Raw genomic sequence first — 23,359 nt, 5'->3', positions numbered from 1 at the left:
TAGCTAATCGCAATTAGCTGTTTAAAGATCAAAATTCACATAACTCACCGAAAACCTGGAAATATATGGCTAAGCGCATCATTTACAACGAAAACGCTCGTCGCGCCCTAGAAAAGGGAATGGACATTTTGGCAGAAGCCGTGGCTGTCACCCTCGGCCCCAAAGGCCGTAACGTAGTGCTAGAGAAGAAGTTTGGCGCACCGCAAATCGTTAACGATGGTGTCACTATCGCCAAAGAAATTGAACTTGAAGACCACGTAGAAAACACTGGCGTAGCGCTGATTCGTCAAGCTGCTTCCAAAACCAATGATGCTGCTGGTGATGGCACCACCACCGCTACCGTTCTCGCGCACGCAATGGTCAAAGAAGGGTTGCGGAACGTTGCTGCTGGAGCCAATGCAATTTCCCTGAAGCGCGGTATTGACAAAGCTATTGGCTTCCTGGTAGAGCAGATTGCTCAACACGCCCGTCAGGTAGAAGATTCCAAAGCGATCGCGCAAGTCGGAGCTATCTCTGCTGGTAACGACGATGAAGTTGGGCAGATGATCGCCCAAGCAATGGACAAAGTGGGCAAAGAAGGCGTGATTTCCTTAGAAGAAGGGAAATCCATGACCACCGAACTCGAAATCACCGAAGGGATGCGCTTCGACAAAGGCTACATCTCTCCCTACTTCGCTACCGACATGGAGCGGATGGAAGCGATCATGGATGAGCCTTTCCTGCTCATCACCGATAAGAAAATCGCTCTAGTACAAGACTTAGTGCCAGTGCTGGAGCAAGTAGCTCGTGCTGGTCGTCCTCTGGTAATTATCGCTGAGGACATTGAGAAAGAAGCTCTGGCAACCTTGGTAGTCAACAAACTGCGGGGTGTGCTGAACGTGGTTGCTGTCAAAGCTCCTGGTTTTGGCGATCGCCGCAAAGCCATGCTCGAAGACATCGCCGTTCTCACCGGCGGTCAGCTAATCACCGAAGATGCTGGTCTGAAGCTGGAAAACACCCGCTTGGAGATGCTGGGTAAAGCCCGTCGCGTCACCATGACCAAAGACAGCACCACAATTGTTGCTGAAGGCAACGAACAAGCTGTTAAATCTCGTTGCGAACAAATCCGCCGTCAAATGGATGAAACCGAATCTTCCTACGACCGCGAGAAGCTGCAAGAGCGTCTAGCTAAGCTTGCTGGTGGTGTCGCAGTAGTCAAAGTTGGTGCTGCCACTGAGACGGAAATGAAGGACAAGAAGCTGCGTCTGGAAGATGCCATCAACGCCACTAAAGCTGCTGTGGAAGAAGGTATCGTTCCTGGCGGTGGTACAACTCTGGCTCACCTGACTCCCCAACTGGAAGAGTGGGCAACTGGCAACCTGAAGAATGAAGAGTTGACAGGTGCGATGATCGTTTCTCGTGCTTTGGCTGCTCCTTTGAAGCGGATTGCTGAAAACGCCGGACAGAATGGCGCTGTCATTGCTGAGCGCGTCAAAGAGAAAGAATTCAACGTTGGCTACAACGCGGCGACCAATGAGTTCGTCGATATGTTTGAAGCTGGTATCGTTGACCCTGCTAAGGTGACTCGTTCCGCTCTGCAAAATGCCGCTTCTATCGCTGGCATGGTGCTGACAACTGAGTGTATCGTGGTTGACAAGCCTGAGCCTAAGGATGGCGCTGGTGCTGGTGCTGGCGCTGGCGCTGGCATGGGCGGCGACTTCGACTACTAATTCTCGCTTTGAGCGGGCATTCTGCCCGCCCAACTATTAAAACAGATGTCTCCTAGTGGAGACATCTATTTTTTTTGTTTAAACAGCAAAGACGCATTAGCCCTCTTCGCTATAGAGCGCACAGGAACAGAGGGCGATCGCGTTTATATTTCCGAGTCGCTAATACTAACCACAACTGTGTTTTTTTGACAACCTATTCTAAGCATAAAAATGGCAAAAGCCATCTGAAAACTGAAACAATTAATCAAAGCCGGAAAATAGATATTCCCTATTGTGCGATCGCTTTTTCTAATATCATCTCAGTAAATATACTTGCTTATTTAAAAAAAATTGTCATACTTGGCTCAACCAATAGTTTTAAATAAGTAGATACGCTTAAACCTTTGTTGCACAAAATCACTTTAAGTATTCGCTTGAAAAATAATATACTATCTTCAAATGGTGTGGGGAAAGTTCCGGAATTCTTCTGGAACATCTAGCTATAGGTATACGTCACCTTTACCCTCAAAAAATTTAGTTGTAAAAAGTAATAATAACCTTCTTAGCAATTGACCTAAAATTCGTGTAGAATCCGAGCAAAGATGGTGTGTTTTGAGGAGTTTTAGACCGTGAAATCCCCTTTAAGAATAGAGAAGACAGCATCCTCAGCGCTAGTATTTACAGCCTTTGGTTTGCTTGCGGTTAGCATTGCCCCATGCTTAGCAGCACCAGATGTCAACGCAGCTACAACCGCTGAAACAGTCGAGTCTTCAAATCAGGGATTCTCGGCATCTACAGATTTAGCAACGGCAGGGTATACAACAGAGTCAACATCTACTGCAATACCAGTTGAAGAGACATCTGAAATCTCCACATCTGCGGAATTATCGCTAATAACACAAGAAGCCGAGGCAACACCAGCAACACTACCAGCTATTAGTCCGAAGATAGCGCCCCTTACCGCCAAAGCCGAGTCGCAACCGACAACCAGCGATGCCGCTGATTTGTCATTGACCAATACCCCCATTGTTGCTGCCAACAACGGTCAGAGCTTAGAGACTACATCTGCTTCAGTTGAGAAAACCCAAACAGATGTTCGCAGTTTGGCGACTCCTATTAAGACAACAACACTAGACTTAGTGCAAGCGCAAGCGTTGCCATCTGAAAATGCCAACGATCAGACCTTGCCACTCGCCGATCCTCTAGAAATGGGCGATCCAGAGGCAGCGGAAGCTGATCCAATGGGACAAGTTACCAATATTTCCCAGTTGCGTGACGTGCAACCGACAGATTGGGCGTATGAAGCGCTGCGGAGTTTAGTAGAACGCTACGGTTGTATAGCAGGATATCCTGACGGCACATTTCGCGGCAACAGAGCATTGAGCCGCTATGAATTTGCTGCTGGTGTGAATTCTTGCTTGCAACAGATTGAGAAATTAATTGCTGCCAGCACAGCAGACTTCACCACCAAAGAGGATTTAGAGACCTTGCGGCGGTTAGTGGATGAATTTGGGACAGAAATTGCGACATTGCGATCGCGTGTGGATAATCTGGAAGGTCGCACCGCATTCTTAGAAGCAAATCAGTTCTCCACCACCACGAAACTGTTTGGACAAGCAGTTTTCGGCGTTCAGGGACGCAATGACAATGATTTTGAACTGCTTAACCTGCGATTTGAAGACCAGAACACGAATATCAATGTCATTAGCAACGTACAGTTGAGTCTGTTTACCCAGTTTAGCCCTCGCAGTCTCTTGCTGACAGGACTGCAAGCAGGAGCAGGCAATACAGGCCCTCGTACCTTGAACGACCAGATATTTCTGGGTTATGAAGGAGACACAGGTAACGACGTGGTGCTGAGTGACCTCACCTATCGCCAACTGCTCGGCAATAACTTTGCCTTCATCGTCGGGCCAGAGGGAGTCAACCCGGTTAACGTCTTCCGGGGAGCTAATCGTGTAGAAAGTGCTGGTCAAGGGCCGCTTTCCCGCTTTGCCCAACGCAACCCGATTATTAACACTGGCGGTCGCGGCGGCATAGGCTTTGACTGGCAACTTGGCACTCGCCTTAGCTTGCAGGCAGTTTATTCAGCCAGCCGTCCAGCAGATTCCTTCCGTGGCGGCATTTTTGGCGGAAATGACGGAGAAACCGCAGCCGGGGCGCAATTGGTCGTTTCGCCCACCAATAACATTGATGTTGCCGTGCAATACGTCAATTCCTACTCTCCGTTTGGAAGATTGAATACTGGTGTTGGCGACGATATCGTCGATTTCGGAATCTTTAGCGGGTCGAACCGTTCTCCGATTAGTACCAATGCCTTTGGTGCCAGCCTGGAATGGCGAATCACGCCCCGCGTTACTTTTGGCGGTTGGGGAGGCTATACAACTTCAGATGTAAAAGTCGGATCGGGAACTGTGGAAACAGTGAACTGGATGGCTTACCTGAATTTCCCCGATTTGTTTGGTCAAGGCAACCTCGGCGGGATTTATGTCGGTCAGCCTCCCAAAATTACCAGTAGCGACCTTCCTACTGGAAGAAATTATCCCGACTTTATTAGCAAAGGTGGACTCGGAGAGGAAGGTGGTCAGCCATCAAGCACAACTCATGTAGAAGCTTTCTACCGCTTGCGAGTCACCGACAATATCACCATCACGCCTGGAGTCATTGTGCTGTTTAATCCACTTCACAACGACGATAACGACACCATAACTATAGGCTCAATCCGTACTACCTTTACCTTCTAAGTCAGAGGCGTTCAGTTTTTTCAGGGCGATTTATAATCGCCCTGAAAAAACAAAAAAAAATTCTAAGTAATCTGGGAACTGGTTTGGTAATAAAAGCGTCATCTACTTAAGAAAGGCGCAGCAAGGCTAAAGGACAGTATGAACTGATGTTTTTATCCCAGTCATACCCGCCCCCGATTGCTAAAACGCCAATCAAATCAGAACCTTGTTTATTACTTTCTATTACTTCTAGTTCTGAGCTTGCTCAGGATGAATTCCAGAAGCACTTATTTTCCCTTGTTGAGTATCGAGTTGGGCTAGAACGGTTCCTTACATTGTTATTCACTCACTGATGGAGTCCTTACATGATTGCTAAATCAAATAAGTATGCTGTTTGTTTAGGTCTAGCCGGAGGCTTAGCGATCGCTCTTGCCTCCAACGCTCAAGCCCAACAAGCTACTTCGACTACGACTACAAGCGGACAAGCCCAGAGGGTTCAGATTACAGGCGGTACAGTCGCAGGAACAGCTGCCTTCTTTTCGACGATACAAAATCAATTAGGCTCCACTCCTAACGCTCCAGTTCTGTTTGATGCTACCGTCAACAGTCTTCAACTTCAAACCACTTCCGGAAACACAAACACTGCTACTTTCAAACCGCAAGCAGCCAGTTTCAAAGATACTGGTGCTGGCAACGTTGGTACTCCTGGGGCGGGTGACGAAGCTACCTTACTTGGCGGCTTATCTGGGATAGCCTCTACATCTAACGGTTTTCTAGTTCCGTTCACCAATGTCCCAGCAAGAATAGACTTCAAATTAAATTCCTTTACCACCGATGCCTTTTTGACAGGCTCGTTGATTACTCCTAAGGTGGCAGGTAACGCTCCCCCTGTTTTCCTGCCACTGGATCCTATTACGCTATCTACTCAGTCTCAGACAAACTTTAATTCCAGAAGTGGGTTCCTGCAAGTTGGCCCCTATAATGGACAACTGACTTCGGGTTCCATTGCTTTGCCTCCAACTGTTCGTTTCGGTGCCGGAAGTGGCAACACTCCTAATGTTCCTCCAGTTGTTGTGGGGCAACGAACAAAATTCGAGATTGAGGGCAAAGGATTCGGAAGCTTAACTAACACTTTTTCCGAGCAACCTAGTACCACTTCCACCGCAACAGGCGGCACCACCACAGGCGGCACGACCACAGGCAGCAACACAGGCACGACCACAGGCAGCAACACAGGCACGACCACAGGCACGACCACAGGCACGACCACAGGCACGACCACAGGCAGCAACACAGGCAGCAACACAGGCGGCACCACCACAGGCGGCACCACAGCAACTGGCGGCACCACAGCAACTGGCGGCACCACCACAGGCGGCACCACAGCAACTGGCGGCACCACCACAGGCGGCACTGGGGACGACAGCACAACTAGCAGCACAACGATCGCTCAAAGCTTCACCAGCACTGACAGCAAGCTAGCTTTCAAAAGCGATACTGCCCAAACCAAATTCAAAATTGAGGGTCAAGGAGACCAAAAATTCACGGTCGAAGGCACCGTAAATGGCGCTGACATTCAACTGGGTGGATCTAACATCCGCGAACTGAAACTTTCATCTGGTGTTAACACTTCTCCGATCGACTTTAAAGTTAAAGGGGAAGGTGTTGGTATCACCACGGTGACAGGCAGCAGAACTGTTAGCTATGTCAGCCCGCAGAGCCGAACTGAGTTTGAATTTAAGCAAGATGGCTCTAATGGTTTCACAGCCAAGGGAGATAGTCTGGGTCGTACCCAATTCAAGGTAGGTGCGATCGCCAGTAACTTCGCTTCATACGATGCTTCTGCTAGCAGCACCACCAACAATTTCTACTATGGCAACAGCAGCTATAGCTATGGCGCTGGGGCAAATGTAAACAACAACACAGGCTTCTACTCTTCGCAAAACCAGCAATTCGCCATTAACCTGAACAATAACGTTAACATCGATAACTACTACAGCAGTGGCGGTGGCAGCTTCAGCGGCAGCTTCGGCGGCGGCGGCAGCTTCGGCAGCGGCGGTGGCAGCTTCGGCGGCGGCAGTGGTAGTGGTACAGGCACAGGCACTGGTACTGGTGTCGGCACAGGTACAGGCACAGGCACTGGTACTGGTGTCGGTACAGGTACAGGCACAGGCACAGGCACTGGTACTGGTGTCGGCACAGGCTCAGGTAGTGGCTCAGGTAGTGGCTCAGGCTCAGGTACAGCCAGTGGCTCAGGCAGTGGCTCAGGCTCAGGCAGTGGCTCAGGCACGACTGTCACACTTTACAACGAGCAAACCATCAACCTGATCGCCCTAAATAACGCTTTCGTCAGCAGTTCTTCAAGACTCTACCCCGTTTTCGCCCCTGGCAGTAATGCCAGCGTCAGCGTATCCGTTGAGCGCGGTAGTAACGATCGCATTTTGCTGGTTGAACGCCAAAATAACGGTCGCGGTAACGCCTACGGTCATTACAAAGACAAAAATGACCAAGGTCGGGTGGTGCAAGCTTGGCAGCAAGTAGGCCCAACAAGTAAGCTCATTCCTGGTATGACTGGTCTGTATGAGATTCCGACCACTCAGGTTTCTAACCCCGAAGGTTTCGACAACGACGACGACGATAACGACGACGATGATAACGGAACCTCTACAACCCCTACCACCGGCACCACAACCACACCGACGACTACATCACCTTCTGGCACAACCACTGAGCAAGGTGACGACGACGGTGACGATGACGACGGTGACGATGACGACGATGATAACGGAGCTTCTACAGCCCCAGCTCCAGCCCCTACAGGCACAACAGCTCCAGCTACAGGTACAACAGGCACAACAGCTCCAGCTACAGGCACAACAGGCTTACCCGCTACAGGTCAATAGTAGCTACAACTCAATCAAATGCTGATGCTCTGATTTGAGGAAAAACGTGCAACTCGCGCTCTTGGCTACAGGAGACGAGTTGCCAAGACTAGGGTACTGCTCACTTGAGTTAGAAAAGTGATATAGCGATCGCCTCCAGGTCATGAACTGGAGGCGATTTTTTCCTTTATGTAGCCTTAACAACTGTAGGTGCTTCGCCTTCCCGAAGAGTAGTCAAGGCCGAACAAAGAAAGCCTGCACAACGGAAGGCTTTCTGGCTTTCTAGATGCTAACAATGCCTGACCATTGAACTTTTTTCAGCTTGTCCCGCCGATAGGAGAAGAAAAATTCTGGTTCCTGGTAGGTACAGTGAGGTGCTACGCTTACTTGTTCGCTACTAATTCCCATCTGTTCTAGTTGCAACTCGTTGACTCGCCGCACATCCAAGCGCACCCGTCCTGGTTGTGGATCTGGCAACAGAGGCGAATTTGACAACTGCTGCAAGGCATCCAAAATTGCTTCTAAATCTTTTTCTGGGTCTAGCTGTGGTATGATGCTAGCTCCAACTTCAGCCGCTACATTAACAGAAAGCTGATAAACTTCACCAGCGATCGCAGGCCCCATCGCCACACGCAGATTTTGCAGTTGAGACCCGTTTGCTAGAAGGTGAGCGATCGCTTGCGGAACAATTTTCCTGGCAGTACCGCGCCAACCTGCATGAACTGCCCCCACCTGCCCCGTCTGAGTATCAGCAATCAAAACCGGAGTACAATCAGCACTTGCTACCCACACCGACTGCTGGGCAAGTTCCGTCACAATCCCATCAGCAGGGGGTAACTCTTGACAATCAGCAGCACCTTCGATTTGGGAAGGTGTCATAACAACATTGCCATGCACCTGTTTAACTCGATAAACCTGAGCGTCGGGCTGTAAAACCCCCACTAATTCCGCCGGATAGCGTGGCGAAAATTGTTGCGTAAAAAAACCGTGAGGCCGGTTTCTTAGCAAGCTACAAGTTAAATAGGGCAATCCTTCCCAATTATGCCAATTCCAGATATTAGTAAGATTTTGCGATTCTCCTGCGCCCAAATTCAGATCGGTGCGGGAAAGCATTGCCATCTGTTAACACTCCTCAAATGTCAGTGAGATCATGTTAACTTACGTAACCAATTAGTGATTTTGCATCAGCGGCATTTAATTGACATCTTGCCCCATTCTCAAGAAGCCTCAAAACCCGCCAATAAATTTATTTCTTAGCTAATAGCGAAAGTCCCTTAAAATAGACTGAAATCTTTATATGATCAGCCTTTAGTCCTCTTAAGAGGACTAAAGGCTATTAGCTAGAAATTTTAATCTCTGGCGGGTTATTGCAACTGGTCTAAGATGTGGCATTTAATCAACATGGGCTGGAAGCCTCGATAGGGGAAGTGCCTCTAAAGCTTTCCTATCATATATTTGAGACACTTCCTTCCACCAACCAAACCGTTTGGAAATTGATGGAGCAAGGGGCAGAACCGGGAACGGTAGCGATCGCTCTTGAACAAACTGCTGGGCGGGGTCAGTGGGGCCGCCAATGGCAATCAAGCCTCGGTGGACTTTACCTATCCCTAGCCCTTGCTCCCAATCTACCAGCTACAAATAGCGCTCTTCTGACTTTATGCAGTGCTTGGGGAATTGCCACAGCATTGCGTAGTCACAGCATCCCAGTATTTATTAAATGGCCCAACGATTTAATACTTTGGGGGCGCAAACTAGGCGGCATTCTCACCGAAACTAGAGTGCAGCAGGGAAAAATTACCAAAGCAGTCGTAGGCGTAGGGATTAACTGGGCTAACCCAGTGCCTGAAACTGGAATTAATCTACAATCATTCTTTGAACAGCAACCACAACAAGTAATTCCATCCCTGGAAATTTTAGCAGCAATTACTCTACAGGGAATTTTTACCGGATACCAATACGCCTCGCCGAAACAGATAGAGACTCTGTTACCCTCTTACTTAGAGCTTCTCACTAGCAAGGGTCGTTGTGTAATCGTAGACGGACGTTCTGGAGTCGTTGTGGGAGTCGCACCTACTGGCGAACTGCGAGTCCGCTTGTACTCAGGAGCCGCAGCCGAAGAAATTTGCCTCCAGCCCGGTACAATCAGTCTGGGCTATGAACGGTGATTTTTCCAGCTCCAGGGTGAAATGGGTGAAGACTTACCAGACTTAACTATTGAGAGCCAGTTAAATGAGGAGTGATTCCCAAATGCAAGAGCGAAACCACCCTAGTTGTACTTTGTTTGGCTTGTTCTGCCGCCGTAAAGTGTTGATGCAGGGACTGAGTTGGATTGGCGGTATCGGAGTTATCAGCAGCGGCTGGGTTGTGGCGCAGACCGATCCGAGTATAGACAACATAGGCTCGTCCACAACCCAAGAAGCACCGCCTGTTGTAAGATTTGAGTCAAACTCGCCGCGTCCGCCAGCACCTCCGGCTGCACGTCGCCGCTCTATTGCACAACCAGAAAGGGCTTTTGTCCCCCGTCGTCGCTCGGCGCCAACAGCGTCAGAGCCTAGTGTAGTTCGCCGCCGCTCAACACCAACAGCGTCAGAGCCTAGTGTAGTTCGCCGCCGCTCAACACCAAAGCCAGTTGCTTCCCGCCGCCGCCGCTCAACACCAAAGCCAATTGCTTCCCGCCGTCGCCGTTTGGCACCAGAATTAGAGCAAGCTTCAACTGCTTTCCGCCGCCGCTATTCACCCGCCGCCGAGCCTACTGTAGTTCGCCGCCGTCGCTCAGCACCAGCAGTGGAGTCAACTGCCGTATCTAGAGAACCAGAACTTTCTGCCCCAAATTTGTTGGAGCCGAACGGGATTTCTTATGTGAAGCCTCCTAAGCTTGCACCCAGCAAACCAGGGGAGACAGAGATCGCTTCCAGCGACTACAACAATAACTACATCGACCCTACAGATTACAGTCTTGGAGCGACGAGTGGAGGCGAGGAGCCTAGTGGCTCTTATGAGGAACCGCCTGAGGTTGTGTTGTCGGAACGCTCAACTGGATGTCAAAGTGTTTTACAAAGCGGAGAGGGAGTATCCGGCGGGCTTTGTGGTGGTGGTAGGGTAGCCTCCAGAAGACGCGATCGCGTAACCGCTAACCTAGCTTCTTCTCCCAGAAGCCGTAGAACTTACGGAAATGAGGTACGGCAAGCTATCAGGGCTAGAGAGTCCGGGAATCGAGCTGAAGTAACAGAAGCTATCAGGGCTGTAGGAAACCGCTCCGGGTTACGCCGCTCTCGTCTGGCATCTAGGCTAGAACGCAATAACCGCCGGGGAACCCTGCTGGCATCTGCCGGGCCTGTGCAAATTGGGCCGATTCGCGATCGCAGTAATCGCACTCGTTATCGTCGCAACAGGACTTCCTCCTCAGCGACTGCGATCGCTTCCAACTTCCAGTCAGAACGCGAGTACACACCACAAAATGTACCCAGTTACAAGCCACCAATTCCTACCATTTTTCGAGGCTTGAGCAACGGCAACACCAGCTTAATTTTCCCACTGGCGGTTCCGGCACCAATTACCTCAATGTTTGGCTGGCGGGTGCATCCGATTTCGGGTAGTCGCAGATTCCACGCAGGTACTGACCTGGGCGCACCGATGGGAACGCCAGTTCTAGCAGCATACGCTGGTAAAGTAGCGATCGCGGACTGGATGGGCGGTTACGGTCAATCCATTGTTCTCCAGCACAACGAAACCCAAGAAACCCTCTACGCTCACCTCTCAGAAATCCTTGTCCAACCAGGTCAAGTTATCGAACAGGGAACCGTAATTGGGCGAGTTGGCAGCACTGGCAATTCCACAGGCCCCCATCTCCACTTTGAAGTCCGCCAGTTAACGGAATCAGGCTGGATGGCGATGAACTCAGGCGCTCAACTAGAGTATGGTTTGGCGCAACTGATCAAAGCCTTACAAGTAGCCCAGGCACCTCCTCAAACAGCTCCTCAAACAACCCCTCAAACAACCCCTCAAACAACTCCTCAAACAACTCCTCAAACAGCTCCTCAAACAATCCAACCAGACAGTTAAGAAGGTAAAAGTCAAAGGCAAAAGATTAATATTTTTTTCTCTCTTTTGCCTTTGACCTGTCTTGCCCCAAGATTCGGGGAAACATAGCTACACCCTTTCACAGATACCCGTGTTCTGCCAAGAATGAGGGTGTAATATTATGCAACCCAACAGTAGCGGCGGTCTCTTCCTCAACCGCAATAGCTGGATTACGCAGAAATTTTTCTACGTATTTGCCCAGAATATCGGCTTCCAAATTTACCAAACCGCCAGTCTGTAAATAAGCAAGATTCGTCTCGGCATAACTGTGAGGAATTACAGCAACCCTAAACCAGCTGCCAGCCTGGTCGCAATCTGCCACCGTTAGACTCACCCCATTGACAGCAATGCTGCCTTTGGGGATGATGTACCGTGCAACTTCCGCAGGTGCCGCAAAGCGCATCTCCCAAGAGTTAGAGGTTTGTAAAGATTCCTTTAAATACCCAATTCCGTCTACATGCCCAGTCACAAAATGCCCCCCCAGCTTGCTGCCAACCCGTAGAGACGTTTCTAAATTCACATAGGCGGCGGCTTGCTGTCGCTGTCCCAAAGTTGTGCGTTTGAGAGTTTCCGGAGAAGCGGCTGCCACAAAACCTTCGGGCAAAATCTCCTCAACCGTCAGACAAACGCCATCAACTGCCACACTGTCACCGATCGCAAGAGTCGGTAAAATCATCTGGGAGGCATCTCCAAGGGCTGAAAGCTCAAAGCGGTCTTCTCCCAAGGGATAAATGGTTCCCAATGCTTGAATTAATCCGGTAAACACTATTTTTCGCTGAAATTAGGTAAATAACGGTGATTAGTCTCTGGCTAATGGCTCTGGCTAATGGATTAAAACAATTAGCCGTTAGCCATTAGCACTTAGCAATTAGCAACGGACAATACGAGGTCTATATTTTTTAGTAAAATTCCCAGCCCAATCGACCTAAGACTGCGGCATACTGGGAAATACAGCTTGGTTGATCCCAACTTAACCAAGTCTTCACAGCTGGTTGTACCGTCGCTTGGTAAGGTGATTAGAACCGCAAGCGTATTTATTAAATCCCAGATCCGTCTAATACCAGTTTATAGCTTTGCTTTACCCACCCCGACGCCTACCGTGTTCTAGAGGCCAAGCTGATGATTGAAATGAGAGTTGCTGGAATTGCATTAGATGCCGTCACGCGCAGTCCGATAGTATTGCTCAAAGATGCTTCGGAGCGACGGGCATTGCCAATCTACATTGGACAAGATCAGGCAAAGGCAATTATCAGTGCTTTGGAAAAACAGACTCCTCCCCGCCCTCTCACTCACGATTTGATTGTCAATATTTTAGAAGCGTGGAATATGACTCTGGAGAGAATCATTATTCACTCACTTCAGGACAATACATTTTACGCGATCCTGAGCGTTCGCCAAGGTGAGGTAAAGAAGGAGATTGATGCTCGTCCTAGCGATGCGATCGCTGTTGCCATCCGCACTGATAGTCCCATCTGGGTGATGGAAGAAGTCGTTGCCGATGCCTCAATTCCCGTTGACCGCGATGCTGACGAGGCAGAACGCCGAGCCTTCCGAGATTTTGTCTCCAAGCTCAGGCCAGAGGATTTGATTCAGCGAGGAGGTTTGAGCGAGTAGCAATTTTTAATTTTGGATTTTAGATTGAAGAATTGGGGCATCTAGCCTCCAAGTAAAGATTCATAGGCTTGACTAAGCGCTATTTAATCCAAAATCCAAAATTTAAAATCCAAAATTGATATGCGTTATCGGCGGTTTGGAAAAACGAATCTACCACTATCGGTGTTTTCTATAGGAACTATGCGCTGTCTGGCTTCTGAAGAAAATGCACGCCAGACGGTACATCAAGCTGTTTCTTTAGGAATTAATCACTTAGAAACGGCTAGAGGTTATGGCAAAAGCGAGCAGTATCTTGGTGCTGCCTTAAAAGCTGGATTACCTCTGTCACGAGAGCAGCTTTACATCACCACTAAAATTCCGCCGACACCTGACGCTGATACTATGCGTCAGTGCATCGACGAGTCCCTGTTGAGACTACAGCTGGACTACGTGGATTGTCTGGCAATTCATGGCATCAATACTTGGGAACATCTGGACTGGGTGCAGTCCGGCTGTATGCAGGCGGTAGCGGAAGCCGTAAATAGCGATCGCGTCCGACACGTTGGTTTTTCCACTCACGCACCGCTGGAGGTCATTCTGGCGGCGATTAACACCGACCTGTTTGAATTTGTTAACCTGCACTATTACTACTTCTTTCAGCACAATGCCCCAGCGGTTGAGTTAGCTCACCAAAAGGATATGGGCATTTTTATTATTTCGCCAGCAGATAAAGGAGGACAACTCTACACTCCACCAGAAACCCTGAAACATCTGTGTCAACCTTTCTCGCCGCTGGAGCTAAATTACAAATTTTTATTAAGCGATCGCCGGATTACCACCCTCAGTATAGGTGCAGCTAACCCAGAGGAACTGAGGGAGCCTTTGACTGTGGCTGAGGGCGATGAATTTCTCACCCAGGCGGAAGTTGAAGTTCTTGGGCGCTTGGAGACTCATTTAGTAGAGACTCTCTCCACTGACCTGTGTAGCCAATGCTACGCCTGCTTACCTTGTCCAGAAAATATCAATATCCCGGAAGTGTTGCGGCTGCGTAATTTAGCTGTTGCTTACGACATGACCGAGTATGGTAAATACCGCTACCGGATGTTTGAAAACGCAGGCCACTGGTTTTGGGGAAGCAAAGGCGATCGCTGCACCGACTGTGGTGATTGTCTGCCCCATTGTCCCCAAAATCTGGACATCCCAGCCCTTTTGCGAGACTCGCACCAGCGTCTCAATGGGCGAGCTGGCCGTCGGCTTTGGGAATAACTATCGTGGGATTAGGGATTGGGGATTGGGGATTGGGTAGACTTTGGGAAAGCTTCCTTGTCCTCCTAGTCCCCAGTCCCCAGTACAGGAGTCCCTAAAAAGGTTCTTTCCATTCAGCAAAGCCGAATTTTGTCTATAGCAGAAACGTTTCCAAGGTTGCATGGAATAAAAATTACTGCCCAAACAAGAGAGCGATTTGCTCTCTTATTTAATCAAATATTCCCTAAAATTTTCAAATATTACCAATAAATTTCTTTTGCTTGTAAAAAAGCAGAATTGTGGATGAATAATAAAACTATTAACGATTCTTTAGAAAACGGAAGCCTAAACAAAGCAATTTTTCAGGTAATTAGCAATAGCCGTGACGTTTTCTGGTAGAAACAGAATTAGCTATAATTAACAAGTTAAGAAGGTTAAAAAATGTAAATAAATATTTAAATATAGGGATAATGTGGATACTGCGCTGGTTGTGAAGTGGTCGTTAGCAAGCAGTTGTTAATTATAGAGAAAAGGACAAGACTACTAGAAAGCTATGAAAAAAATTTTAGTAATAGAAGACGAAGAATTTGTCCGTTACAACATTTTAGAACTGCTGGAGGCAGAAAATTTCGATGTTACTGGTGCAGAAAATGGCTTAATCGGGGTACAAATGGCAAGGGCTATCGGCCCCGATTTAATTATTTGTGATGTTATGATGCCCGAACTAGACGGTTATGGGGTGCTGAAAACGCTACGTCAAGATCCGATGACGGCGACAATTCCCTTCATTTTCCTGAGCGCTAAGGCTGAACGAGGCGATTTGCGTCAAGGTATGGAGCTAGGCGCGGACGACTATGTAACTAAGCCGTGTACGCCAGATGAACTGCTAGGCGCGATCGCTGCCCGCCTAAAAAGACAAACAGCCATTACTCAACCCTATACCGTAGCACTCAGACAGGCAGCAGAAAGACTAAATCACTTACTTTATTACGACAACATTACTAACCTTCCCAATCGGTTGCTATTGCGAGAACGGTTCAGTCAAATAATAGACAACAGGGAGCGGGGGAGAGAGCTAGACGGGTTCAGGAGCAGGGAGGAATTAGAATCTACATTCTTACCATCCCAAATCCCCATCAGCGAAGCTTCCTTCCACAGTTGGGTTCCACTTCTATACCTGGGATTGGATCGGTTCAACCGCATCAACGAGGGCTTAGGGAATCAAAATAGCGACAGATTAATTAAAAAAATTGCCGAACGGATAACAGCCTGTCTTAGCAAACAGGACACTATCGCTCGCTTAAATGCTGATCAATTTGTAATTATTCTAGCAACCTTAAGTCAAAGACAAATGGTTGCCAGTGTTGCCCAAGCCATAGTCTCATCTATCAATGAATCTTTTACCTTAGAAAGCGGTGAAGTTTTCCTCTCTGCCAGCATTGGCATTGCCTTTTATCCAAGCAATGGGCAGGATCTAGACAGCCTGATGAAGAAAGCTTCAGCGGCGATGTTTTATACCCAAAAACTTCAAGGGAATAACTATCAGTTTTACACTCCAGATATAAATGTCGGTTCTAGCGAAGAACTGGAGCTAGAAGCCAGTCTGCGTCGTGGCTTAGAACAAAAAGAATTTCAGGTTTATTATCAGCCGATTGTAAATCTTTCCGGTGGGAAAATCATCGGTGCTGAAGCCTTGGTGCGTTGGCAGCACCCCGTCCGGGGAATGGTTTCACCAGCAGAGTTTATTCCTCTGGCAGAGGAGACAGGCTTGATTGTTCCGCTTGGGGAGTGGGTGTTGCAAACTGCCTGCGCTCAAGCTCAGAGATGGCGAGATACTGGATTTTCATCGTTCCGGGTGTCGGTGAATTTGTCGGGGCGGCAATTCAGTCAACCGGAGCTGAGTCAGCGAATTGTGCAGATATTAGAAAGTGTCGGTGTTAATCCAACTACTTTGGGATTAGAGCTGACTGAGAGCATTTTGGTGGAAAATGCTACAGGCGCGATCGCTACCTTAAACGAGTTGAAGCAACTGGGCATTGACATAGCCATTGATGATTTTGGTACAGGCTATGCTTCCCTGAGCTATCTCAAACAATTTCCCTTTGATACCTTAAAAATCGATCGTTCTTTTGTCTCTGATGTCACCAGCGATGCCCAAAATCAAGCAATTATGACTGCCGTAATTCAACTGGCTCACAATCTCAATCTCAAAGTCACGGCGGAAGGAGTAGAAACCGAAGCTGAACTGGCATTCTTAAGCCAGCAGCAGTGCGATGCTATGCAAGGCTATCTGTTCAGTCGTCCCATCCCAGCAGCTGAGATGGAAACAATGCTATTTAGGGGTAAACGTTTGTTACTTTAAGCTTTTCCCCTTGTAGTAGGCGCTTTTAAAGCCGGGAACCTTAGCTAACAATCCTTAGACAATAATAGAGACGAGATTAAAGTAAGTAAAAATGAAACCTCAAGGAAAACAAAACAGGAAACAGCAACCCGGAAAAAATATTGTTTATTACTTATTCCCTATTATTTATTGTCTATCGCCTTTTTTAGTGCAGGCACAAACACCATCCGTGCTGCTGCCTTCTACCAAACCTTTAGAATTCAAACTGCTCAATCCGGAGGCAACACCGCCAAGAGGCAATGTCATCACAGCAAATAGTATGTCAGAGACAGGGCTAACAAATCCTAGCCTCTGGTGGGCTGACGAACAGTTCGGTGGCAAACTTTTGGAGAACTGGTTAGCGTACCCTAATGAGCGTCGGGTGGATTTGATAGTAAACCGCCAACTTTGGAGTATTTTGGACTATATGGGGCGCTATAGTTTTGTCAACAAAATGGGTACGGTTGCTAGAGATTTCGGCTACAGCACTAGAGTTTTTATTGTTAACCAGCCGGATGAGGCACTGGCTACCTACACCTGTGATTTTAGTACCAGTAACCCTGTGTGCGATCTGAATATAGAATCCATTGGTCAGGATAGTTGGCGGGTTCGGTCTAGAAATTAAAAATTATCCTCGTTGTTAGTCAGAAACTGGGAACGAAGTTATTAGAGGCGCTGCCTCCTTCAATGGCTTAAAAAGTTAAAAATAATTGAATATTAGCCGAGGTTCCCAACCTACGCTAACCAGAAATGAAAAATTCTCGTTCCCCTCTCTGGCTGGGAACGAGAATTTTTCATTTAGCGGATTTCTTGCCACAGAGAAAGGTACTTAAGGGCCGTAGATTGAGAGAGGGGATAGAGAAATTCGCTTTTCTCTAGAACCTGAGTATCTGGCAGTAACACTGAATTTGTCTGTAAAGATTTTGGTAACTCAGATCGATTCATGCCTGTGATAATTGGTGAGGCGGCGCGAGTGAATAAAGAAATTTCCAAGGCTTGTTTTTGCTGCCAACAAAAATCAATCCATTGGTTTTGGAGAGAGGCGATATTTGCCGTATCTTCAGACTTAGAAGCAGCAGCAGGTCGCACCCACACATCTGCCCAGAGAGCGGTTCCTGACTGAGGAACTACGGCGGCGAGGTTGCGATCGCTTTTTAGAACTGGCAGCACATCAGTTGACCAACCCACCGCTAGCCAAGTGTCTCCTATAAGTAGGGGTTCCAGATAGGTATCGGAACTGTAAAGCTTAATCTGCCCTTTTAACTTAGCAAGAGCGTCTTTTAAGTCGGAAACTTTATCCAGGTTTTCCGTATTATAAGAATGACCTAGCCGTTTTAAAGTTAGACCAATAACTTCTCGTGCCTGATCCAAAACAGAAATGCGATCGCGCAGTTCTTCTCGCCACAAATCCTGCCAATCTCTAGGCTCCCATCCCAACGCCTTGAATTTATCGCGGCGATACACAATAACAGTGCTTCCCCAGCGGTAAGGAGCGCCCCAAATCTTTCCCGAAGCGTCCAACTGTCCTTGTGCATTGCGTCTTACTAATTCTTGCCAAGGACGCGGTAACTGCTTCCATCCTGCTGTCTGGGTTGGCTCAATTGGTTGAATTAGCTTTTGTTCTATTGCTTGTGCTAACCAGTAATCTCCTAACGTCACTAAGTCAGCAATCACTGGTGTCTTTGTAATAAAGGGTATCCGCATCCAACCCTTTCCCGTCTCCCCTGGTTTGTGCCAAGTTTCCAGACGGGTAAATAACTCTTTTAATTGTGTTTCTGGCGTAAAATCCAGAGTAGCTGATTGCTTTAGGCTCTGGCGAAATTCATTTAATAGCTGAGCGGGAATGGAATTTTTCAGCAGTTTGACTCTTAAAGCTGGGTTTTGGGAACTCCCACAACTTGCAAGCAGCTGACTCATTGCCAGGGTTCCAGCACCCAGCAGAAAAGACCGTCGATTTATCATAAACTGTCGTGAAAACAGGGGCTAGAAAGGCAAAATGCCTTTTTAATTTTTTCTTTTTAATTTTTTTGTCGCCGCTCTACCCCAAAGCCTACCAATTCAATAACCGTTGGTGGTTCGCCGTTTTGAGGGCGTTCGTAGGTAATAATCGTGCGTAAGCGGATATCATCCTCTACAATCCGCATTTGATCCACTGCTACGGAACGGCGATAGTAAGTTATCATTTCCAGGATTTGGCGAGTAGGCTGATAAGTAAAGCGCCCCACAATCGCTCCTGGTTCTGAGTATCCCTCATCCCGCAGATAAAAACCCTCAATGACTTCTTCCCCGACGGGAACATCAGCGGCGATGGGTAGAGAAGGCTTTTTGGCTGGCGATTCTTCTGACACCACGTAAGCATCTGGCACAAATAGCGCCTTCAAACTCATCGCTACTTGTTCGCCCTTTTCCGAGATGGTATCAAACGCGATCGCAAACCCCGGACAGACATGATCATCTTCCTTCACCTGATCAGTGTCTACCTTAATTCCATTTAACGAGTAAAACTCGAAAGTTGGCTGCTTTTGTTCCAGCGTCAGGGGTTCTACCCGAAATTCTGTATAAGAGCGTTCCACCTGACCGCTTAAGACAGAATGATACGTTCTTTCGGTTGTCCATACTCCTGTGCAAGCGGTAAAAAACTCTCTTATGCTGAGCATTTTTTCTTCTAAATGGCTAAATTTACGTCAATAAAAAGGATTTTGCTTATTTGATTAAATTAACATAACTTTGTGTTCTTGTGTACAGACAATATTTATAACATTCAATATTTTTTTGCCCCCGCCGGAACATCATACATAGCCTGCATTTTCGTATTTACTGAGTATATTTTTTTACCATGCTTTTAACTAATAAATTTTTTAATGTTGAAGATAAAAATCAACCAAGATAGCCGTAAAAGAGCGAAATTTACCATAAAGCTTCCAAATCGCAAGTTTTCCAGTCATAGTTTATTAATCGGGCAACCAAGAAATCGCTCAGTCATGTCTATCTATATGCTGGATACAGCGTCTTACAGACGCTTAACTCCTGGTGAAAAAATTTATCTTACCCAATAGTTAAATAATTGATAAGTAAAACGCTATTTGAACTGTTGTTTCATAACATGAAGATCGGAGAAGTTACACACCAGGAAATTGCATGGATTCACTTCAAAAGCAAATTGTCGTTTTAAGTCATAAAGTTGATGTCGTGTACGAAATGCTCGAACAGCTGAATCAGAAAGTCTCTGACTCTCTGTCGCAAAGCAAGCAAGCGCCTGTCCAAGTTGGTACACCCCCGCCGATAGGAGCCAATAATAGCCGCTACTCGTATCAAAGCTACAGCAGTATGACTTCAGTGATGGAGCATAAGGATGTATTGGTTGATACCAACGGTTTAGACGGCAACTTCAAGAGTAGTGAAAAGGAATTGTCGCCGGAAATTCAAATCCAACGCCTAACCGCACAACTTACAGCCGCTTATAATCGCATCGCCGCCTTGGAAGAACAGTTACTTTCTAAAAGAATCCACTCTTAAGCAACAGTCAGAAGGATAAAGGTTAAATTTATACTTCATACTGAATACTCAATACCTCAACAACGTTCTATTAACGTTTCAATAGCATAGAGTAATTGCTTTTGGTGCCAGCCTTGGGTTAGTGTAGCTGCGATCGCGCATCCCCCTGCACCCATACCTTCTTTGACATATCCTTGCTCATAAGCCCTCAGTTGAGGGTAACGAGAAGCCGCAAAACTTAGCCCAGTAGCCATTAGGGAAACTGGGTTGATAGTTTTTGCTAATCCAATAGTGTCGCCCGTAGAGTCTTCTGCCACCCAGCGGGTTGTTCCTACCACTACTTGTTCTGGTTGCCAGGACAGGTTACATTGACGTGATATTGCCTGCATCAAGGCATATACAGCCAGCATTTGCGTCCCACCAGCAAGCAAAACACCGCAGCTACGACTAGCAGCGATCGCCATCCCCGCCGCCACAACTTGCATCGGATCTCCAATTGCCGCCACCAGCTGCAAAGGGTCAATTGCTTCGCCGGGACTGGGGAGTGGGGAAGAGAAGGCAGCAACTTTTTTGTCTTCCCATTCCCCAATCCTCGCCGCTTGTAGCCCAGCTTGCACCACAGCCCACTTTTGAGAATGATTGCAACTGGGGTGGCTGCTGTTGACTTTACCAACAGCCGGGAAACCCAAGCCAGTTAAAACAGCCAAAGCCGTTGTGGTTCCCCCCACCACGCACTCGCCCAGAATTAAATACCCATTGGGAATATTTGCCGCCAGCTTTTCTCCCCACCTAAGCCCCTGCTGGAGCAGATGTTTGACCGTTGTTAGTTCCAGGGCATTTCCTTGACTGAGACACCGGGCGGGAAAGCCCCCTAAATCAATTGTTGGGACACTCGGCGGCTGGGGCAAACCTGCATTAAATAAATAAACTGGAATATTCAGACCCTCGATTGCAGCGCGAGAGATTAGCACTGGTGAAGCTCCCGCTTGCAGGGGAGGTAGAGGGTATTGAGGCTGTTGGCGAGGGCCGTTATACAAAAATTCAGCATCTGCGATCGCAGTGTATCGCCGATCTTCTGGCGTTGCACCAGCCGCAGAAATGCCGGGGATCAAGGCGGTGTCAGTAAATCCTAAAATACAAGCAAACACCGCTGGCTGTCCTCGATATCGCTGGAGCCAGCGGTGTCCCTGTTCGTGTTGAGTGTAGACGTTAATGGGGATTGGAGATTGGGGATTGGGGATTGAGGATTGGGGATTGGGGATTGGGGATTGGGGATTGGGAAATCTCCCTTGTATCTCTTCCCCAGTACCTTGTCCCCAGTCCCCAGTCCCTTGTCTTTCTTCTCCCATCATCCTTTATTCCTCATAATCTAATAAAACTTGTACCCAGTTTGGCGGACGGGGGATTGGGTTGCCTAAGCGATCCAGTAGCACCAAAGCCACCAGATGCACCACGAATAGATAAATGATATTGCTCAGGATGACCATGCCGAATGCGATCGCTTGAACCACATAAAGACTCGGTTGGGCGAGCAACCCTAGCTTGACAAATATCCACTCTGCCAATTCCGTCACCTGGCTTGTCGTGTAAACCCAGAGGTCTTCGCCTAGTAAAATTGACAGCAGCCAAAACCGAAAAAAGAATCCAAACGTGCCAATAATCCCACCTATACCAATCGAGAACAGCCAGTTACTCCCGCGCCTCCACATAGCCCCCAGCTGGACACCCATCAAAGCATAGGGGATAACAAAGAGAATACTGCGGGTAGGCCCCATCAGCACCGACAACAGCAACCCAGTAACCAACGCCGCCATCCAAGCAGCGCGGTATCCCCAGCGCAAGTATGCCAAAGCAATTGGCACCGGGAAAAACATTCGCAACAGCGGCCCCAGGGGAAAGTAATAATTAATCAGCCAAATCAAGCTAGAGGTACTAGCTAAAAAGGCAGTTTCCACCAATATCAGGGGAGACTTCGCACTCACCTTAACTTCAGAAAAATTGTCTGGTGGGGCGCTGGTTGTCCCTGTTGTGTCGCTTCTATCCGTGTCTCCAGACAATTGTGGATTAAAGCTTTCAGGGCCAGTGGTACTTTTTCTTGCTGCGTTCGCCAGTCCGGTCGGCTGATTTTCCGTTTCCAGATCGCTGGGGCGATCGCCTTCACCGTCTTTAAAAGGATCGCTCATGCAAATTTTAAAACAGGCAGATTTTAATTTAACCTTTATCTAACTTTGAGGCGGATCGTTCCCTGGCACCATTGATGATTTTGCCGAAAAGCCAGATTTTTTATTGATAAATAGGGGATTGGGAACAAAGTTATGAGTTGTAAGTTATTTATTTCCAACTTTTCGCCTCACTCCCCACGCCTAAGTTTCCCTTAGACGATTAGTCGTTCCAAGGCTCCCATATCGGGAATACAGAGAATATCGTGATCGCGCATAATCAGCCCTTTTTTCTCCAACTTTGTCAGTACCCGCGTCACTGTTTCCCGCGCCAGTCCGCTGAGACTACTTAATTCGCGATGAGGCAAGTTCGGGATATTAATTCCTTTTTGTGCAGTTTTTCCCTGCCCTTCCGCGAGAAATAACAACGTATCGGCTACACGCGACATACTGTCCGATTCTCGCAACCGGAGACGACGGTTAACTTGACGCAGACGTTTTGCCATCAGCTGAGCCAACCGCACGCCTGCTAGGGGTTCATTATTAATTAACTGAACGAAATCAGCAGCGGGCATACTGCCAATCGTTGTGGGAGTTAATGTGATCACATCCGTAGAACGAGGCACCTCATCGAGTGCTGCCATTTCGCCAAAGAGTTCTCCTTTCCCAAGAATGTTGAGAGTAACTTCTTTGCCATCGAGGTTGTAGGTACGAATTTTCGCCCAACCCTCCAAAATAAAATATACTGAGCCGCCCCAGTCGTTTTCCAGCAAAATCACCTGATTTGCTGGATGAGTACGAGTAACGACATGAGACGTTGCCTTCTGCACAACAATGTCTGGTAAGCCAGTAAACAAAGGAGCGGAGACAATCAACGAATTGAGATTAGAATTTGATTCGCGGGAGTTGTATCTGTCTTCCATCGGGCCATCGCAAAAGTAAACGCTTTTAAACGGATAATTAGTGGCCCACTTCATCGGGGCTAGCTGGTAGCGTTTTAACGCAGAGCAATAATAAGAGCTGGACTTTTCAGCAATACTGCCAGAATAGTACAGCAGGTGGCGTTGCCCCACTCGAAGACAATTTTGCTGGACAAGAGGCACGAAGGTGCCAA

The 23,359-nt window shown here is 47.8% G+C and carries 17 protein-coding genes; 10 read left to right on the top strand and 7 right to left on the bottom strand.

The features are described 5' to 3' along the window. The first annotated feature begins 65 nt into the window (after positions 1-65). From groL to H6F63_RS26095, 3 genes are all read left to right on the top strand, one after another. Positions 66-1,709 (top strand): chaperonin GroEL, encoded by a 1,644-nt coding sequence (gene groL, locus H6F63_RS26105; protein WP_190426784.1) that lies wholly within the window; start codon positions 66-68, stop codon positions 1,707-1,709. A 608-nt stretch (positions 1,710-2,317) separates the two neighbouring features. Further along, complete coding sequence (locus tag H6F63_RS26100; RefSeq protein ID WP_199298290.1) at positions 2,318-4,432, top strand: iron uptake porin; 2,115 nt, start codon at positions 2,318-2,320, stop codon at positions 4,430-4,432. Between the two features lie 344 nt (positions 4,433-4,776). Next, complete coding sequence (locus H6F63_RS26095) at positions 4,777-7,314, top strand: hypothetical protein (protein WP_190640201.1); 2,538 nt, start codon at positions 4,777-4,779, stop codon at positions 7,312-7,314. A 261-nt stretch (positions 7,315-7,575) separates the two neighbouring features. On the opposite strand, the gene pgeF is transcribed toward H6F63_RS26095, so the two are convergent. Next, positions 7,576-8,412, bottom strand: a complete 837-nt coding sequence (pgeF, locus tag H6F63_RS26090) for a peptidoglycan editing factor PgeF (RefSeq protein WP_347276838.1) — start codon at positions 8,410-8,412, stop codon at positions 7,576-7,578. Positions 8,413-8,678: 266 nt separating this feature from the next. On the opposite strand from pgeF, the gene H6F63_RS26085 reads away from it, so the two are divergent. Both H6F63_RS26085 and H6F63_RS30255 read left to right on the top strand, forming a co-directional pair. After that, a complete protein-coding gene (locus tag H6F63_RS26085) occupies positions 8,679-9,458 on the top strand; it encodes a biotin--[acetyl-CoA-carboxylase] ligase (RefSeq protein ID WP_190640200.1) in 780 nt (259 codons plus the stop codon). 82 nt (positions 9,459-9,540) lie between these two features. Then, complete coding sequence (locus H6F63_RS30255) at positions 9,541-11,355, top strand: M23 family metallopeptidase (protein ID WP_242020130.1); 1,815 nt, start codon at positions 9,541-9,543, stop codon at positions 11,353-11,355. Between the two features lie 97 nt (positions 11,356-11,452). Here the strand turns inward: H6F63_RS30255 and H6F63_RS26075 are convergent, their stop codons facing one another. Then, on the bottom strand, positions 11,453-12,139 hold the full coding sequence (locus H6F63_RS26075) for a riboflavin synthase (protein WP_190640199.1): 687 nt from the start codon (positions 12,137-12,139) through the stop codon (positions 11,453-11,455). A gap of 353 nt (positions 12,140-12,492) precedes the next feature. Between H6F63_RS26075 and H6F63_RS26070 the strand changes: the two genes are divergently transcribed. The 4 genes from H6F63_RS26070 to H6F63_RS26055 all read left to right on the top strand — a co-directional run bounded on the left by H6F63_RS26070 (position 12,493) and on the right by H6F63_RS26055 (position 17,216). Further along, positions 12,493-12,987, top strand: a complete 495-nt coding sequence (locus tag H6F63_RS26070; RefSeq protein WP_190426754.1) for a bifunctional nuclease family protein — start codon at positions 12,493-12,495, stop codon at positions 12,985-12,987. Between the two features lie 120 nt (positions 12,988-13,107). Then, entirely contained in the window at positions 13,108-14,232 is a 1,125-nt protein-coding gene (locus tag H6F63_RS26065; protein WP_190640198.1) for an aldo/keto reductase, read from the top strand. 532 nt (positions 14,233-14,764) lie between these two features. Next, positions 14,765-16,573, top strand: coding sequence for a GGDEF domain-containing response regulator (locus H6F63_RS26060; RefSeq protein WP_190640197.1), 1,809 nt, complete (start codon positions 14,765-14,767; stop codon positions 16,571-16,573). Positions 16,574-16,664: 91 nt separating this feature from the next. Continuing rightward, positions 16,665-17,216, top strand: a complete 552-nt coding sequence (locus tag H6F63_RS26055) for a hypothetical protein (RefSeq protein ID WP_199298289.1) — start codon at positions 16,665-16,667, stop codon at positions 17,214-17,216. A gap of 173 nt (positions 17,217-17,389) precedes the next feature. Here the strand turns inward: H6F63_RS26055 and H6F63_RS26050 are convergent, their stop codons facing one another. After that, positions 17,390-18,553 carry an extracellular solute-binding protein gene (locus tag H6F63_RS26050; protein ID WP_199298288.1) on the bottom strand — a complete coding sequence of 388 codons (1,164 nt, stop codon included), beginning with the start codon at positions 18,551-18,553 and terminating at the stop codon, positions 17,390-17,392. A gap of 56 nt (positions 18,554-18,609) precedes the next feature. Further along, positions 18,610-19,248: a phycobiliprotein lyase gene (locus H6F63_RS26045; RefSeq protein WP_190640196.1), complete on the bottom strand. Its 639-nt coding sequence runs from the start codon at positions 19,246-19,248 to the stop codon at positions 18,610-18,612. 481 nt (positions 19,249-19,729) lie between these two features. On the opposite strand from H6F63_RS26045, the gene H6F63_RS26040 reads away from it, so the two are divergent. Continuing rightward, positions 19,730-20,107, top strand: coding sequence for a hypothetical protein (locus H6F63_RS26040; protein WP_190640195.1), 378 nt, complete (start codon positions 19,730-19,732; stop codon positions 20,105-20,107). A gap of 56 nt (positions 20,108-20,163) precedes the next feature. Here H6F63_RS26040 and cobT read toward each other — a convergent pair whose 3' ends face one another. The 3 genes from cobT to H6F63_RS26025 form a co-directional block, all read right to left on the bottom strand. After that, positions 20,164-21,438 (bottom strand): nicotinate mononucleotide-dependent phosphoribosyltransferase CobT, encoded by a 1,275-nt coding sequence (gene cobT, locus H6F63_RS26035; protein WP_242020128.1) that lies wholly within the window; start codon positions 21,436-21,438, stop codon positions 20,164-20,166. A 3-nt stretch (positions 21,439-21,441) separates the two neighbouring features. Continuing rightward, positions 21,442-22,269, bottom strand: coding sequence for a DUF2232 domain-containing protein (locus H6F63_RS26030; RefSeq protein ID WP_199298287.1), 828 nt, complete (start codon positions 22,267-22,269; stop codon positions 21,442-21,444). Positions 22,270-22,460: 191 nt separating this feature from the next. Further along, entirely contained in the window at positions 22,461-23,168 is a 708-nt protein-coding gene (locus H6F63_RS26025) for a Crp/Fnr family transcriptional regulator (protein WP_190436765.1), read from the bottom strand. Positions 23,169-23,359 lie beyond the last annotated feature (191 nt).

The sequence above is a fragment of the Trichocoleus sp. FACHB-40 genome (assembly GCF_014695915.1).
GTDB classification, from domain to species: domain Bacteria; phylum Cyanobacteriota; class Cyanobacteriia; order Cyanobacteriales; family FACHB-T130; genus Funiculus; species Funiculus sociatus.
Note: the sequence above shows the minus strand (reverse complement) of the source record. Positions and strands in the feature narration are given on the sequence as shown.

Excerpts from the sequence above, each read along its gene's own strand:
- groL (WP_190426784.1), top strand. The coding sequence starts at position 66 with ATGGCTAAGCGCATCATTTACAACGAAAACGCTCGTCGCGCCCTAGAA.
- H6F63_RS26095 (WP_190640201.1), top strand. The coding sequence starts at position 4,777 with ATGATTGCTAAATCAAATAAGTATGCTGTTTGTTTAGGTCTAGCCGGA.
- pgeF (WP_347276838.1), bottom strand. The coding sequence starts at position 8,412 with ATGGCAATGCTTTCCCGCACCGATCTGAATTTGGGCGCAGGAGAATCG.
- H6F63_RS30255 (WP_242020130.1), top strand. The coding sequence starts at position 9,541 with ATGCAAGAGCGAAACCACCCTAGTTGTACTTTGTTTGGCTTGTTCTGC.
- H6F63_RS26070 (WP_190426754.1), top strand. The coding sequence starts at position 12,493 with ATGATTGAAATGAGAGTTGCTGGAATTGCATTAGATGCCGTCACGCGC.
- H6F63_RS26065 (WP_190640198.1), top strand. The coding sequence starts at position 13,108 with ATGCGTTATCGGCGGTTTGGAAAAACGAATCTACCACTATCGGTGTTT.
- H6F63_RS26060 (WP_190640197.1), top strand. The coding sequence starts at position 14,765 with ATGAAAAAAATTTTAGTAATAGAAGACGAAGAATTTGTCCGTTACAAC.
- H6F63_RS26055 (WP_199298289.1), top strand. The coding sequence starts at position 16,665 with ATGAAACCTCAAGGAAAACAAAACAGGAAACAGCAACCCGGAAAAAAT.
- H6F63_RS26050 (WP_199298288.1), bottom strand. The coding sequence starts at position 18,553 with ATGATAAATCGACGGTCTTTTCTGCTGGGTGCTGGAACCCTGGCAATG.
- H6F63_RS26045 (WP_190640196.1), bottom strand. The coding sequence starts at position 19,248 with ATGCTCAGCATAAGAGAGTTTTTTACCGCTTGCACAGGAGTATGGACA.
- H6F63_RS26040 (WP_190640195.1), top strand. The coding sequence starts at position 19,730 with ATGGATTCACTTCAAAAGCAAATTGTCGTTTTAAGTCATAAAGTTGAT.
- cobT (WP_242020128.1), bottom strand. The coding sequence starts at position 21,438 with ATGATGGGAGAAGAAAGACAAGGGACTGGGGACTGGGGACAAGGTACT.
- H6F63_RS26030 (WP_199298287.1), bottom strand. The coding sequence starts at position 22,269 with ATGAGCGATCCTTTTAAAGACGGTGAAGGCGATCGCCCCAGCGATCTG.
- H6F63_RS26025 (WP_190436765.1), bottom strand. The coding sequence starts at position 23,168 with ATGGAAGACAGATACAACTCCCGCGAATCAAATTCTAATCTCAATTCG.